The organism is Ruegeria atlantica, from assembly GCF_013032505.1.
Taxonomy (GTDB): Bacteria; Pseudomonadota; Alphaproteobacteria; order Rhodobacterales; family Rhodobacteraceae; genus Ruegeria; species Ruegeria atlantica_F.
The window spans coordinates 364,576-378,768 of record NZ_WQCG01000001.1 but is presented as its reverse complement, the minus strand read 5'-3'; the positions used below and the strand labels follow the sequence as shown (position 1 = coordinate 378,768).

11 protein-coding genes are annotated in these 14,193 nt (G+C 55.4%); 9 read left to right on the top strand and 2 right to left on the bottom strand.

Annotated elements, in window-relative coordinates; genetic code table 11:
* Positions 1 to 10 precede the first annotated feature (10 nt).
* Positions 11 to 2,257 carry a mechanosensitive ion channel family protein gene (locus GOW92_RS01900; RefSeq protein WP_170557481.1) on the bottom strand — a complete coding sequence of 749 codons (2,247 nt, stop codon included), beginning with the start codon at positions 2,255 to 2,257 and terminating at the stop codon, positions 11 to 13.
* A 278-nt stretch (positions 2,258 to 2,535) separates the two neighbouring features.
* Positions 2,536 to 3,441, bottom strand: a complete 906-nt coding sequence (locus tag GOW92_RS01895; protein ID WP_170557479.1) for a LysR family transcriptional regulator — start codon at positions 3,439 to 3,441, stop codon at positions 2,536 to 2,538.
* Between the two features lie 171 nt (positions 3,442 to 3,612).
* Here GOW92_RS01895 and GOW92_RS01890 point away from each other — a divergent pair, with 171 nt between their 5' ends.
* The 9 genes from GOW92_RS01890 to GOW92_RS01850 all read left to right on the top strand — a co-directional run bounded on the left by GOW92_RS01890 (position 3,613) and on the right by GOW92_RS01850 (position 14,181).
* A complete protein-coding gene (locus GOW92_RS01890; RefSeq protein WP_170557477.1) occupies positions 3,613 to 7,032 on the top strand; it encodes an indolepyruvate ferredoxin oxidoreductase family protein in 3,420 nt (1,139 codons plus the stop codon).
* 80 nt (positions 7,033 to 7,112) lie between these two features.
* Positions 7,113 to 7,991 carry a lysophospholipid acyltransferase family protein gene (locus GOW92_RS01885; RefSeq protein WP_170557475.1) on the top strand — a complete coding sequence of 293 codons (879 nt, stop codon included), beginning with the start codon at positions 7,113 to 7,115 and terminating at the stop codon, positions 7,989 to 7,991.
* A gap of 8 nt (positions 7,992 to 7,999) precedes the next feature.
* Positions 8,000 to 8,809 carry a glutamate racemase gene (gene murI / locus GOW92_RS01880; protein ID WP_170557473.1) on the top strand — a complete coding sequence of 270 codons (810 nt, stop codon included), beginning with the start codon at positions 8,000 to 8,002 and terminating at the stop codon, positions 8,807 to 8,809.
* A gap of 94 nt (positions 8,810 to 8,903) precedes the next feature.
* Positions 8,904 to 9,932, top strand: a complete 1,029-nt coding sequence (gene argC, locus GOW92_RS01875) for an N-acetyl-gamma-glutamyl-phosphate reductase (protein WP_170557471.1) — start codon at positions 8,904 to 8,906, stop codon at positions 9,930 to 9,932.
* 7 nt (positions 9,933 to 9,939) lie between these two features.
* Positions 9,940 to 10,386: a cytochrome c maturation protein CcmE gene (gene ccmE / locus GOW92_RS01870; protein ID WP_170557469.1), complete on the top strand. Its 447-nt coding sequence runs from the start codon at positions 9,940 to 9,942 to the stop codon at positions 10,384 to 10,386.
* Between the two features lie 122 nt (positions 10,387 to 10,508).
* Entirely contained in the window at positions 10,509 to 11,120 is a 612-nt protein-coding gene (locus tag GOW92_RS01865) for a holin-associated N-acetylmuramidase (protein ID WP_170557467.1), read from the top strand.
* Complete coding sequence (locus tag GOW92_RS01860) at positions 11,111 to 11,689, top strand: holin family protein (RefSeq protein ID WP_170557465.1); 579 nt, start codon at positions 11,111 to 11,113, stop codon at positions 11,687 to 11,689. The genes GOW92_RS01865 and GOW92_RS01860 overlap by 10 nt, the downstream gene beginning before the upstream one ends.
* A gap of 75 nt (positions 11,690 to 11,764) precedes the next feature.
* Positions 11,765 to 13,729: a heme lyase CcmF/NrfE family subunit gene (locus GOW92_RS01855; protein ID WP_170557463.1), complete on the top strand. Its 1,965-nt coding sequence runs from the start codon at positions 11,765 to 11,767 to the stop codon at positions 13,727 to 13,729.
* Positions 13,726 to 14,181, top strand: coding sequence for a cytochrome c-type biogenesis protein (locus GOW92_RS01850; protein ID WP_170557461.1), 456 nt, complete (start codon positions 13,726 to 13,728; stop codon positions 14,179 to 14,181). The genes GOW92_RS01855 and GOW92_RS01850 overlap by 4 nt, the downstream gene beginning before the upstream one ends.
* The last annotated feature ends 12 nt before the right edge of the window (positions 14,182 to 14,193 follow it).

Genomic DNA, 14,193 nt, shown 5'->3' with positions numbered 1-14,193 from the left:
ACCGATGCCGCTAGGCCGGGTTTTGCGCCTTGGACGCATCTGCAGCCGCAGCGCCAACGGCTGCCTTTTGCTCTTCGGTCAGATTTTCGGCGTCATCCAGCCCCGGAATAGCGACGCGAACTTCGCGACGGGCAAAGTCGATGCCGTTTTCCTTGAAGGCGGCTTTGACCCGGTTGAAGATCTCTTTGCGCAGTGTGAACTGCTTGCCCGGTTTTGCCATGAACTTACCGCGGATGATCATGCCGACATCGTCAAAGTCAAACACACCCTGAGATTTGAAGGGCTGCAGGAAGCCATCCTTGTGGACCTCGTCCTCCATCATCTCGGCACCGATCTTCTTGAAGATCTTCTTCACCTTGTTTGGATCGGTATCGAAGGGCACGGTGAATTTCAGCTTCATGATGACCCAGTCGCGGCTGAAGTTGGTGATCTTCTGAATCTCACCATAGGGGATGGTGTGCACCAGGCCGCGGTGGTGGCGCAATTGCATCGAGCGGATCGAGATTTTTTCGACTGTTCCCATGGTACCACCGATATCCACATATTCACCGACCCGGAACGCATCGTCGATCAGGAAGAAAATCCCGCCAACAATGTCAGAGACCAGTTTCTGGGCACCAAAACCGATGGCCAGACCAAGAATACCGGCACCGGCCAGCAGCGGCGTGATATCCAGACCCAACGCGCCCAGTGCAAGCAGGGCAAAGATCACCGTAATCGCGACCTGAGCAGTGACGCGCAGCAAAGGTAGAACCGTCGCCAGACGCGATCCACCGGAACCGCCGCCTTCGCCAGCCTCCTGATCGGGGCTTTCTTCGGCCGCAGTTTGTTCCTTAGCCAGTCGCCAGTTTATCCAGAGCGAAACAACTTCGTTCAGGATGTAACCGATAGCGATTATGATGAAGAACTGGATAACCTTGCTACCGGATTCATCTCCGCCGCCCGCGATTTCACTAAGGTCAAGATCCCAGGCTCTTGCGATCATCAGGATGACAAGAATACCAGCCAAAACCCGACCGATGCGGATGTAACTGCGTTTGGTGGACTTGTATGCGCGCTCGGCCACAGGGCCTTCGCCCATCATGGGCGGCTGCAGGTGACGAACCAATCCACGTATCAGCGTGTCCAGAGCGGGCGCGATCAACAGCCAGAACATGGTGGTGTAGTGGGCGCCCTGAACCAACATGTGCAAGTAGACAGGATTGCGTTGCGCGACCAGGAATTCGACAAGCAACCAGATCACCGCCGAGACGCCGATGGCGAAATACGGGTAATAGTGTGCGACTTCTTCATCAAACTTGGTGTGATCGGGGTCCGTGCCCAGCATCATCTGCGAAAGTCCCTCGCGGGCCTTCCAGGCAACGACGCCAATATAGATGTGCGTCGCAGCGTTCAGCCAGAATCCGATACGTGTTTCGCCGCCAGTAATCCCGTTAAGTTCGTTGAAATGAAGAATGAAAAGCGTGAAACCGATCAGGAACAGAACGCCGATCAGATTACGGTGAAGGTACTTTGCCCAATGATCATCAATGTTCACCAACCGATAGTGAGGCTTGTTCGGAGCCAGAATGAACCGCGACGCTGCTGCGCCCAGACGGGGAATCCAGATCAGGTAGAGAACAAAAGGTGCTGCGTAAACGATCTGTTCGTGCGTCAGAAGACCACGTCCGAGTGCTCGGATAACGACGTAGAACACGACCAATCCTGCGATTTCGCGACAGAAGCGCCGGAACAGGTATTTAACGGCTCCCCATAAATCGTTTTCGTCGGCCATCTCGGCCCCGCTGAGCCAATTTCGGGTAAAGAAACCAAACAGCTTTTCCGCAATATACCCAACAATCAGGACGCTTAGGATCAATCCCAAAAGCGTAAGTGCGCCGGTTGATCCAAAGGTGCCGACGAAGTTGTTGATTGCTTCAACCTGAGCCGTGAAAATGTTCGGGACAGTGACCGCAACATGCGTCCAAGATGCCACCATTTCCGCCCAAATTTCATTGAGTTCCGTAATCGGATCTTCGCGATCTGCTGCCTCGGCGGCTTGTTTTTCCGCGACCGCGTCCAAGCGTTCCAGCAGGATGGCGCGGACTTGATCGTCGGACATTCGCGCGACCAAGCCATCAACTTGTTCAGGAGTCAGATCCTCGGGAATTGTAACTGTAGAAGGTTCGCTGGTGGTACTACTGACCTGAGCCAGAGCGGGACCAGACAAAAGCGCAATGGAAAACAACGCCATAAGCAGGCGAGTGAGGTGAAACATCGAATCTGTCCTCGACCGTAAGTCTTGATGATTTTTTTGTGATCATAAGATTAAGTGCCGGATATTCCCAGATGTTTCACTCATTCGGATACGAGTTTTGCGTTGTAACCAAAAAAAAGGCCGAGCACTAAGCTCGGCCGTAGTCCAACAGGGAGGTATGAAGATGATGAGCGTTTCAGCATCACCGCCTTCGAATGCTCATTTAGGGAGCGGTTTGTGTACTATCAAGGTTTTTAAGACTGATCGTTGATCATGTCCGCTATGACATTGGTGCATAGCTATAGTTTTCCCATCTGTTTCAACTGCTTGCGTTGTGCGGTGATCTCATCCTGCACAAAATCGCGGAATGCCGCGACGCGTTTTGAATGGCGCAGTTCCTCAGGGTAGGCGAGATAAACCGGAACATCCGCGGTTTCGATATCCGACAGGATCGACTGCAGATGCGGAAAGTCCCGAGTCACATAGTCCGGTAGCACACCGATGCCAAGGTTGTGCAGTACCCCCTGCAAAACGCCAAAGTAGTTGTTTACCGTCAACAGCGAGGTCGGATTAAACGTCATCAAGTGCCGAACCATCATCGCGCTTGCACCAACCTGCGGGGCAGAGGGGGTCTGGCAGATCAACCTATGTTTAGAGATGTCTTCCGGTTTTTCCGGGCTGCCACGTTCTTCCAGGTACTCCGGCGTCGCATAAAGTTGCATTTGAACTGTCATCAGGCGCTTTCGCACCAGATCGGCCTGGCTGGGCTCTTTCATGCGGATGGCCACATCAGCCTCCCGCATCGGCAGATCCAGAACACGCTCTTCCAGCATCAGGTCGATGTTCAAATCTGGGTATTGTTCATAAAGTTTCGGCAGGCGCGGCGCTAGCCAGAGTGTGCCAAAGCCAAATGTGGTGGTAACGCGCAGAACCCCGAACACTTCTTCTTCGCTGTCGCGAATGCGGGCTGCAGCGGCATCAAGGCGTTTCGACATAGCTGATGTTGCATCAAACAGCAGCTCACCCTGTTCGGTCAGAATCAGGCCGCGGGCGTGGCGGTGAAAAAGCGTCGAATCAAGCGACTCTTCCAGCGCACGGATCTGCCGACTGACCGCGGATTGGGACAGATTCAGCTTGTCCCCCGCATGAGTCAGGCTGCCCGCATCCGCAACCGCGTGAAATATCCTTAACTTGTCCCAATCCATCGCCGCAACTTTCGTTATCCTTCCGAAGCCCTATATGAAATAGGTAACAAGTTCTACATTCAAACTGCTGAAACGTTATAATAACAGAGTGGTAGGTCCTATACAGGTCAGCTTTTTTGACCTAAAATGCGAAAGAATGAAGCACACTGATCTGACGAGGGGAGGCGTCCGATGAGTCAGCCACAAATATCGCTAAACGACCGGTTCGATCTTAAGAAAAACCCCGTTCTTTTGAACGGCACACAGGCGCTGGTGCGTCTCATGCTGATGCAGAAGGCACGGGATACAGAGGCAGGTCTGAACACCGCTGGTTTGGTGACCGGGTACCGCGGCTCGCCGCTTGGGGCGGTCGACCAGCAGATGATGCGGGCCCAGAAGCAACTCGCTGAAAGCGATGTCACCTTCCAGTTCGGGCTGAACGAAGATCTGGCAGCCACTGCACTGTGGGGCAGCCAGCAGGCTGGCCTGCGCGGGGACGGCAAGTTCGACGGCGTGTTTGGCCTTTGGTACGGCAAAGGGCCTGGTGTGGACCGTTCCGGCGACGTAATGCGTCATGCAAACATGGCTGGAACCGCCAAGCATGGCGGCGTTCTGATGGCGATGGGCGACGACCACACAGGCGAAAGCTCGACCGTATTGCATCAATCCGAGTGGTCATTGGTCGACATGTATATGCCCGTGGTCAGCCCCGCTGGTGTGCAGGAGATACTGGACTACGGCATCTACGGGTTCGCACTCAGCCGGTTTGCAGGTGTTTGGGTTGGCCTGAAGACGATGAAAGACACGATCGAGGTCACCTCGGTTGTTGATGGCAGCCCGGATCGAATGAATGTGGTGGTTCCCGACTTTGACATGCCCGAAGGCGGTCTGAACATTCGTTTAGGCGATACGCCACATCTGCAAGAGGCGCGTGTTATCGACTATAAACGTTTTGCAGCCGAGACGTTTTCGCGCGCCAACAAGATGGACAAGCGCATCTGGGGCAAGCCTGGCGCAAAGATAGGGTTTGTGGCCGCAGGCAAAAACTGGCTGGATCTGACGCACGCCATGTCGCTTCTCAATATCGATGAGGCTGAGGCCGAGCGCCTGGGCATCACGACCTACAAAATCGGCCAAACCTTCCCGTTGGATATGGCAGGGTTCCATGACTGGGCCGAAGGGTTGGATCTGATCGTAATCGTTGAAGAAAAGCGCAAGCTGATCGAAGTTCAAGTCAAAGAGGCCATCTTTGATGATCGCCGCGGTCGTCGCGTCTACGGTTGGTATAAGGGCGGTGCCGGGACCTTGCATCGTGAAGAGCTTTTCCCGACACGTGGCGCATTGGACCCGATCATGATCGCCGAAAAACTGGGCGATATTCTGATCGAGGAAGGGCGCGATACTGACGGGGTGCGCGCTGGAATGGCCAAGCTATCCGAGGCGCGCCGGGCGGATAACGCGGAAGAGATCGCAATTCGTTTGCCATATTTCTGTTCGGGCTGTCCTCATAACAGTTCGACCAAACTACCCGAGGGTAGCCGGGCCTACGCGGGAATTGGCTGTCACTACATGGTTCAGTGGATGGATCGGGAAACCACCGGCTTTACCCAAATGGGCGGAGAAGGTGCGAACTGGGTCGGTGAAGCTCCGTTTTCGACGACCGATCACGTTTTCCAGAATTTGGGCGACGGAACATATAACCATTCCGGCGTGCAAGCGATCCGTGCGGCGCTATCGGCCGGAACCAACATTACATTTAAAATTCTATTCAATGACGCTGTCGCCATGACGGGCGGGCAAGACAACGAAGGCGACCTGAGCGCGGAGCGGATCGTGGCCGAGGTCAGGGCCATGGGCGTTCAGCACGTTGCGGTGGTTTACGACGAAAAAGAAGACGTGAACTTCAAGGCGATGCCATCCGGCGTCGAAATCTTTGAACGCGCCGAACTGATGAACGTGCAGAAGAAATTCCGCAAGATCGAGGGTGTATCGGTCATCGTTTATATTCAGACTTGTGCTGCAGAAAAACGTCGCCGTCGCAAGCGGGGTACATTCCCGGATCCGGACAAACGGGTTTTCATCAATTCGGACATCTGTGAGGGTTGCGGCGATTGTGGCGTGCAGTCGAACTGTGTCTCGATCGTTCCGAAAGAGACCGAGTTGGGGCGCAAGCGCGCTATTGACCAGTCCAGCTGCAACAAGGATTTCTCTTGCCTGAAGGGGTTTTGCCCGTCTTTCGTGACGTTGGAGGGGGCCAAGATCCGCAAAGAGGCCACGACCGAGATAGATTTGCCGGACTTGCCGATGCCCGTTCTGCCGACAATCAACGGTACACACAACGTTGTCATTACTGGGATTGGCGGAACTGGCGTGGTCACGCTGGGTGCTGTAATGGCGCAGGCGGCTCAGATCGACGGCATGGGCGCCGGGATGATGGAGATGGCGGGTTTAGCCCAAAAGGGTGGCGCGGTGCACATTCATTGTCGCCTGGCCAACCGGCCGGAAGACATCAGTGCTATTCGAGTTGCCACCGGCGAGGCCCATGCGTTGATAGGCGGCGACCTTGTTGTGTCGGCTGGGGCCAAGACACTTGGGCTCACGCGTACAGGCCAAACCGGTGCCGTGGTAAACAGCCATGAAACGGTTACGGGCGACTTTACGCGCGACACCAACTTCCAAATCCCTGGGGATCGGCTTGAGCTTGCACTGCAGGCGCGGCTGAAAGAGGGTTTGTCGCTGTTCGATGCAACCGATCTGGCGCGCGCTGTGATGGGCGACTCGATCTATTCGAACATGATGGTTTTGGGCGCGGCTTGGCAGCGTGGTCTGTTGCCGATTAGCCATGAAGCGATGATTAGCGCGATCGAGTTGAACGGGACCGCGGTCGAGCGCAACAAGCGCGCGTTTGATGTAGGTCGCTGGGCAGTTCTGCATCCGGAAGACGTTACCGCAATTCTGAAGCCTAAAGTGGCCGAACTGCCGAAAACGCTGGATCAGGTAACTGATTTTCGGGCTCAGCATCTGACCGACTACCAAAGCTCCCGTTTGGCAAAGCGTTACCGGAAACTTGTTGACAGCTTCGAGGACGAAACAGTCAAAGAAGCCGTCGCAAGAGGGTATCACAAGCTGTTGTCCTACAAGGACGAATACGAAGTTGCACGCCTGTTGCTGCGTAGTCGGGAACAGGCTGAGGCCGAGTTTGATGGCGACTTCAAGATGACCCTGCACCTTGCGCCACCAATTCTGGGCGGAAAAGACGCCGAGGGCAGGCCGCGCAAACGCGCCTTCGGTGAATGGATGTTGGGTCCGCTAAAACTCTTAACCAAACTGAAAAGCCTGCGAGGAACGCCTTTGGACATCTTCGGTTACAGTGCTGAGCGTAGAATGGAGCGCGCCTTGATCCGGCAATATGAACGCGACATCAAGGAGATAACGCCCTTGGTTACACCACAAACTAAGGATGCGGTTGTTGCTTTGGCCAAGTTGCCACTAGAGATAAAGGGATTTGGCCCGGTTCTACTTGAAAACGAGGCTAAGGCCGCAAAAAGGCGCGAAGAACTGTTGGCGACCATTCGAAATGGCGGTCCAGAAATGCAAGCGGCGGCCGAATAGTCCGTCACAAGCCTGTCACGATAGCTAGGCAAAATTGTTACTTGGCACTATCTAGCAGGTGCCAAGTATCGGAGTTCGAAATGCCCTCGCGCCGCCACGTTGCTCGTGACATCTCTTATGCCTATTCCGCCGAAACCAAAGGCGGGCGTATGCTCATTAAGTTGATGGAGAACACAACGGGTCGCATGCGCCTGATCAAGCGTGCAGACGGGTATGAAAAAGAAGTGGCCAACGGGCGTGATTTCTGGTCGGTCATGGTTGAGAGGTACGGGCTTTCGCTGGACGTGGTCGGCGGGTCTTTGTCCAATATTCCCAAAACCGGACCACTGATCCTGATTGCCAACCATCCATATGGCATTCTGGACGGGATGATGATGGGGCATATCTTGTCAGAAACGCGCGGCGATTTTCGCATTCTGGCGAACCACGTGTTTCGGAAAGCCGAAGACTTGGACAACATTGTCCTGCCGATATCGTTTGATGAAACGAAAGAGGCGATGAAGCAGAATATTGAAACCCGGAAAACCGCGTTGAAATATCTTAGTGAAGGCGGCGCCATAGGAATTTTTCCGGGTGGAACTGTCAGTACGGGCCTAAAGCCGTTCTCCCATCCGATGGATCCGGGGTGGCGTGGGTTTACTGCAAGGATGGTGGCCAAATCTGAGGCTACCGTAGTGCCCGTTTTCTTTGACGGACACACCTCGCGCCTATTCCAGATCGCCAGCCATCTGCACAACACATTGCGCATGGGTTTGCTGATCAAAGAGTTCAAAAAACGCGTCGATACGCCGGTAAAAGTGGTCATCGGTGAGCCAATTTCCCGAGACGTTCTGGATCCGCTGGCAACGGATAAACGCAAGATGATGGATTTCTTACGCAAAGCCACGTATGAGCTGTCCCCGAAGCCGCTGAAGTCTTATGACTATGGCTATGAATTTGAGGAACGGCATCGCGCCTGAAGGGGCAAATGGCAGTAGGCATCTTTGATTCCGGATTGGGCGGCCTGACCGTCTTGAACGCCGCGCAGAAACGTCTGCCGGACGTCGATTTCCTGTATTTCGCGGACAGCGCACACGCGCCTTATGGCGTGCGGGACGCTGAAAACATTTACGACCTGACACGCAGGGCGGTGAACGATCTGTGGAATCGGGGCTGTGATCTGGTGATTCTGGCCTGCAATACCGCTAGCGCTGCGGCGTTACGCCGGATGCAGGAAGAGGGGGTGCCAGAAGGCAAACGCGTGCTCGGCGTCTTTGTGCCGCTGATCGAAGCACTGACGGAACGGCAGTGGGGCGACAATAGCCCGCCACGCGAAGTTGCCGTCAAACACGTCGCCTTGTTTGCAACGCCCGCCACAGTGTCCAGCCGGGCATTTCAGCGGGAACTGGCGTTTCGGGCCATCGGCGTTGATGTCGAAGCGCAGGCCTGCGGAGGCGTCGTAGACGCGATTGAAGACGGCGACATGATCCTGGCCGAAGCGCTGGTTCGTTCCCATGTGGACGCGCTAAAGCGCAAGATGCCAGAACCGCAAGCCGCGATTCTAGGCTGCACCCATTACCCGCTGATGGCCGAAACCTTTCAGAAAGCGCTTGGCCAAGATGTTCAAGTGTACAGTCAGGGTGATCTCGTGGCCGAAAGCCTTGCGGACTACCTGCAACGGCATCCGAAAATGCAAGGTAACGGCGACGGTGGGTTTTTGACCACCGGCAAGCCCGAGTTCGTCAGCGACAGGGCGACGCAATTCCTCCGACGACAAATCTCCTTTCAGGCCGCCTGACTTAGGTCAAGGACGCAACCTGTTTGATCCCGTAGTTCAACGACCGTCACATCGGCGGTCGCATCCTGTGACACACTGAAGCAAGAGGTCTGACATGACCCATAAAATCGCAATTTTGGGCGCATCTGGTTATACCGGCGCTGAACTGGTGCGGCTGATCGCCGAGCACCCGAATATGGATATCGTTGCGCTGTCCGCCGAGCGTAAGGCAGGCCAGTCGATGGCGCAGGTTTTTCCGCATTTGAGACACATGGATCTTCCGGATCTGTGCAAGATCTCTGAGATCAATTTTTCGCAGGTCGATCTTTGTTTCTGTGCCTTGCCGCATAAAACCAGCCAGGAGGTCATTCGCGACCTGCCCAAGACCCTGAAAATCGTGGACCTGTCCGCTGATTTCCGGCTGCGTGATCCGGACGAATATGAAAAATGGTACGGGAACCCTCATACGGCCTTGGAGCAACAGGAAGAGGCCGTCTATGGCCTGACCGAGTTCTACCGGGATCAGATCCGCAATGCCCGGCTTGTGGCCGGAACGGGATGCAATGCCGCGACTGGGCAGTATGTGCTGCGCCCTTTGATTTCTGCAGGTGTCATTGATCTGGATGATATCGTTTTGGATCTGAAATGCGCGGTGTCAGGGGCAGGGCGGTCGCTCAAGGAAAACTTGCTGCATGCCGAGCTAAGCGAAGGCTACAACGCTTATGCCATCGGCGGAACGCATAGGCATCTGGGCGAGTTTGACCAGGAGTTTTCGGAGCTTGCAGGCCGTACGGTGCACGTTCAGTTCACCCCGCACCTGATCCCGGCCAATCGGGGAATTCTTGCGACAACCTACGTAAAAGGCGATCCGGCCAGCGTGTATGAGACATTGGCCAAGGCTTATGAAGACGAACCCTTTATCCAGATGTTGCCTTTTGGTGAAGCGCCCTCGACTCACCATGTGCGGGGTTCGAACTTCTGCCATATCGGAGTGGTGGCTGACCGGATCGAACGCCGGGCCATTGTGATTGGCGCGTTGGATAACCTGACAAAAGGTAGCAGCGGGCAAGCCTTGCAGAACGCTAACCTGATGTTAGGTGAGGATGAAACCCGGGGTCTGATGATGGCCCCTCTATTCCCGTGAGGACGGTATGAAAACGCTCAAGAAACGTCGCCGAATTCAGGTTATTGTGCTGGCAGCTGTCGCTTTGGCACTGTCGACGGCGTTGATTGGGTATGCCATGCGGGATGGTATTAACTTCTTCCGTTCACCTAGTCAGGTGATTGCCGAACCACCGCAACCGACCGAAGTCTTTCGGATTGGCGGACTGGTCGAAGAGGGATCAATCATACGGGGACAGGGCGAAACGGTGCGCTTTGTCGTGACCGATGGCGGTGAAAGTGTCCCGGTCGCATTCACCGGGGTTCTGCCGGATCTGTTCTCGGAAAACCAAGGGATGATCGGCACTGGATCGTATGTGAACGGTGTCTTCCAAGCCACGGAAATACTTGCCAAACACGATGAGACCTACATGCCTAAAGAAGTGATGGATGCCCTGAAAGAGCAAGGCGTCTATAAAGGTGACGAACAGAGCTGAACCAGATCATCTGCCGGGATTTGGCACAGGGCGTTGCGTGGGTTGCCATGCAGCGCCCTTTTTCCTTTCTTCAGGTTAACAAATTTGCCCGAGCCTTTGTGGAACCAAAGGCGGAGGGTGCGATGCAAACGGTTCGGCAAATTGCGACTGAGATCGTGGGGCGAGAGGGCGGGTTTGTAGATGATCCGGATGACCCGGGCGGCGCGACAAAGTATGGTGTGACGGTTCATACTATGCGGCGTCTTGGTCTGGATTTGTCCGGCGATGGCGCAATTGATGGCGCTGATGTGCGCAAACTCAGTAAAGTTCAGGCGATCGATATCTTTATACGGCACTATTTCGAGCTTCCGCGCCTGGGGCTCTTGCCGACGGTAGTCCAGCCGTCGGTGTTTGACATGTATGTCAATGCAGGTGTCCAAGCGGTTCGCCTTCTGCAGCAGCTACTTCGAGAAATGGGCTTTAACGTGGTGGTGGATGGGGCAGTCGGCCCTCAAACCGCTAAGGCATGTATGGACGCAGCCAAGCCCGACCCGGCCACGTTCGCGGATGCCTATGGGATTGCGCGGAGAAATTATTACTTTCGGCTCGCAGACCGAAGGCCGGCATCCCGAAAATACGCGCGTAGCAGGGCAGGAGGTAAAGGCGGCTGGATCAAGCGAGCGGAAGAGTTTGTTTCACCATCTTATCACCTGACAGAGGCAGAGTTTCAAAAGAGGATTTCAAGATGGGACTGATCTCGGGCATATTGGGATTCTTGTTCAGAAACCAACGTAATATCTTACGCGAAACTGCTGAAGTATTTTGGGAAAATACCGATTCAGGTGCTGAAAGGGATATGCTGATCCGACAGCAGGCTGTCAGCCAGTTCAGCGCAGAGTTTGGGGGTGCTGGCAAAGCTCCGTTTGACCGGTTTATTGACAGCCTCAATCGGCTGCCGCGCCCAGCGATGGCGCTGGGAACGCTTTGTCTCTTCGTGGCAGCCATGGTTGACCCGATCTGGTTTTCGTCCCGCATGCAAGGGATCGCTTTGGTACCAGAGCCTTTGTGGTGGTTGCTAGGTGTTATCGTGTCCTTCTATTTCGGCGCGCGGCATCAGGCCAAAGTGCAAGAGTTGCAACGCGAAATTTCCGCGACAATGATGCGAACGCCGCAGGTTCTCGAGAACTTAGGGGCACTGGCGGCAATGCGCAGCGACAGTGTTGATGTCGCTAGCCCCGACACGGGCGCGTCGTTGACAGAAGAAGTCGTGGAACACGACCAAAACCCTGCGCTAGAGGCCTGGCGGAGAAATAGGGCCAGCTGACCCGCGACACTATGCTCGCTGCATAAGGGCGAAAGTGATTGGTGCTTGTCGTACAACAGGATTATATCCGGGGGCATGATTACAGAACTCGGCCACTTTGCCCTGATCCTCGCTTTCCTTGTCGCTATCGTGCAGTCGATCGTCCCCTTGATCGGCGCTGCCAAACGTTGGGTCGGCTGGATGAGTTTCGCGGAACCTGCTGCGATCGTTCAATTCCTGCTGGTATCGTTCTCGTTCGGGGCCTTGGTCTGGGCGTTCGTTACGTCGGACTTTTCGCTGCGCGTGGTCGTCGAGAACAGTCATTCGGCCAAGCCGATGCTGTACAAGATCAGCGGAACATGGGGAAACCACGAAGGCTCGATGCTTTTGTGGGTTCTTATCGTCAGTCTTTTTGGTGCGATGGCGGCCTTCTTTGGAGCGGGTCTTCCACCGACGTTGAAGGCGCGCGTTTTGGCGGTTCAGTCAATGATCGCGGTCGCTTTCTTTGCGTTCATCCTGTTCACATCGAACCCGTTTGACCGGCTGATTGTCGCCCCGTTCGATGGTCGTGATCTGAACCCGCTGCTGCAAGATCCCGGTTTGGCCTTTCACCCACCATTTCTGTACCTGGGATATGTTGGTCTCAGCATGGCCTTCAGCTTTGCCGTCGCCGCCCTGATCGAGGGACGTGTCGATGCCGCGTGGGGCCGTTGGGTGCGTCCGTGGACACTGGCCGCGTGGATATTCCTGACCATTGGGATCGCGCTTGGGTCGTGGTGGGCTTATTACGAATTAGGCTGGGGCGGTTTCTGGTTTTGGGACCCGGTCGAAAACGCCTCGTTCATGCCGTGGCTTTTGGCCGCCGCGCTGTTGCATTCTGCCATCGTGGTCGAAAAACGCGAAGCTTTGAAAAGCTGGACCATCTTGTTGGCAATTATCGCCTTTGGATTCTCGCTGATCGGGACGTTCATCGTGCGGTCAGGTTTGCTGACGTCGGTTCATGCCTTTGCAAATGACCCCGAACGCGGCGTCTTTATCCTGATTATTCTGGTGCTGTTCATTGGTGGAGCGCTGACTTTGTTTGCCGCCCGCGCACAAGCGATGGAAGCGAAAGGCGTGTTCAGCATGGTCAGCCGTGAAAGCGCGCTGGTCCTGAACAATATCCTGCTGGCCGTCAGCTGTTTCGTAGTCTTTTTCGGAACGATGTGGCCAATGGTTGCCGAGATGGCGTTCGACCGTAAGCTCTCGGTCGGGGCGCCCTTCTTCAACGCGGCCTTCACGCCCTTCATGGTGGCCTTGGGTATCGCATTGCCGATCGGGTCTATGTTGCCGTGGAAGCGGGGTAAACTGGGTAAGACGGCCTATTCCCTGCGCTATGTATTCATCTTGTCTGTCGCTCTGGCCCTGTTGGTATGGGTTATGCAAACCGAACGCAGTGCTCTTGGGCCAATCGGACTGTTTTTGGGGGCTTGGGTCACCTTTGGTGCGGCCGTGGACCTGTGGAATCGCACGGGGCGCAAAGGTAGCCTCCAGCGCTTGTTCCGCTTGCCTGGCGCGGACTGGGGCAAGGCCGTGGCTCATACCGGTTTGGGTGTGACCATCTTTGCCATCGCCGGTCTAACCGCGTGGGAGGTTGAAGATATTCGCGTGGCACAGCCCGGTCAGCCGTTTGAAGTCGGCGAGTTTACTCTGACGCTCGAAAACGTTCGGGACGTTCAGGGGCCCAACTATTTCTCAACCACTGCGGATGTACAGGTCGAAAAGAACGGGCAGTCAATGGGCACGTTGCATCCTGAAAAACGCAATTACCCGGTGGCGCGGATGCCAACCACCGAAGCAGCCATCGACTATCGTTTCCTTGGTGACCTCTACGTCGTGATCGGGGACCAACAAGCTGATGGCGGCTGGGTCATGCGGACTTACATCAAACCGCTGGCCAACTGGATCTGGGGCGGCTGTATCCTTATGGCTCTGGGCGGGCTCCTCAGCCTGTCTGACCGCCGGTTCCGGGTGGCTGCAGGTGCGCGCAAAACACCCCCGGGCGGAGTACCGGCAGAATGAAGCGTTTGATCCTCATTTTCACTCTGATCGCATCGCCTTTGTTTGCAGTACAGCCGGACGAGGTACTGGAAGACCCGGTTCTGGAACAGCGCGCACGCGATTTGAGCACCGGTCTTCGCTGCCTTGTTTGCCGCAACGAAAGTATCGACGAAAGCAATGCCGAACTTGCCCGCGACCTGCGCCTTTTGTTGCGCGAACGGCTGGTCGCAGGGGATACGGACGAAGAAGCAGTTGATTTTATCGTGGATCGTTATGGTGAATATGTCCTGTTGAAGCCAACGGTCACCGGATCAAATCTGATGCTATGGTTGGCCGGGCCGATCATGCTGTTGATCGCCGCCGCAATGGGTTGGAATTTTCTACGCAATCGGTCTCAGGCTGCGGGCGTTGAAAGCAAAGAAGGCCTCAGCGACGCCGAGAAAGAACGCCTGCGCCAGATTCTTGACGACTGACCTACCGTATTT

Bases quoted from the DNA above. Each gene is read 5' to 3' on its own strand.
- GOW92_RS01900 (WP_170557481.1), bottom strand. From the start codon at position 2,257: ATGTTTCACCTCACTCGCCTGCTTATGGCGTTGTTTTCCATTGCGCTT.
- GOW92_RS01895 (WP_170557479.1), bottom strand. From the start codon at position 3,441: ATGGATTGGGACAAGTTAAGGATATTTCACGCGGTTGCGGATGCGGGC.
- GOW92_RS01890 (WP_170557477.1), top strand. From the start codon at position 3,613: ATGAGTCAGCCACAAATATCGCTAAACGACCGGTTCGATCTTAAGAAA.
- GOW92_RS01885 (WP_170557475.1), top strand. From the start codon at position 7,113: ATGCCCTCGCGCCGCCACGTTGCTCGTGACATCTCTTATGCCTATTCC.
- murI (WP_170557473.1), top strand. From the start codon at position 8,000: ATGGCAGTAGGCATCTTTGATTCCGGATTGGGCGGCCTGACCGTCTTG.
- argC (WP_170557471.1), top strand. From the start codon at position 8,904: ATGACCCATAAAATCGCAATTTTGGGCGCATCTGGTTATACCGGCGCT.
- ccmE (WP_170557469.1), top strand. From the start codon at position 9,940: ATGAAAACGCTCAAGAAACGTCGCCGAATTCAGGTTATTGTGCTGGCA.
- GOW92_RS01865 (WP_170557467.1), top strand. From the start codon at position 10,509: ATGCAAACGGTTCGGCAAATTGCGACTGAGATCGTGGGGCGAGAGGGC.
- GOW92_RS01860 (WP_170557465.1), top strand. From the start codon at position 11,111: ATGGGACTGATCTCGGGCATATTGGGATTCTTGTTCAGAAACCAACGT.
- GOW92_RS01855 (WP_170557463.1), top strand. From the start codon at position 11,765: ATGATTACAGAACTCGGCCACTTTGCCCTGATCCTCGCTTTCCTTGTC.
- GOW92_RS01850 (WP_170557461.1), top strand. From the start codon at position 13,726: ATGAAGCGTTTGATCCTCATTTTCACTCTGATCGCATCGCCTTTGTTT.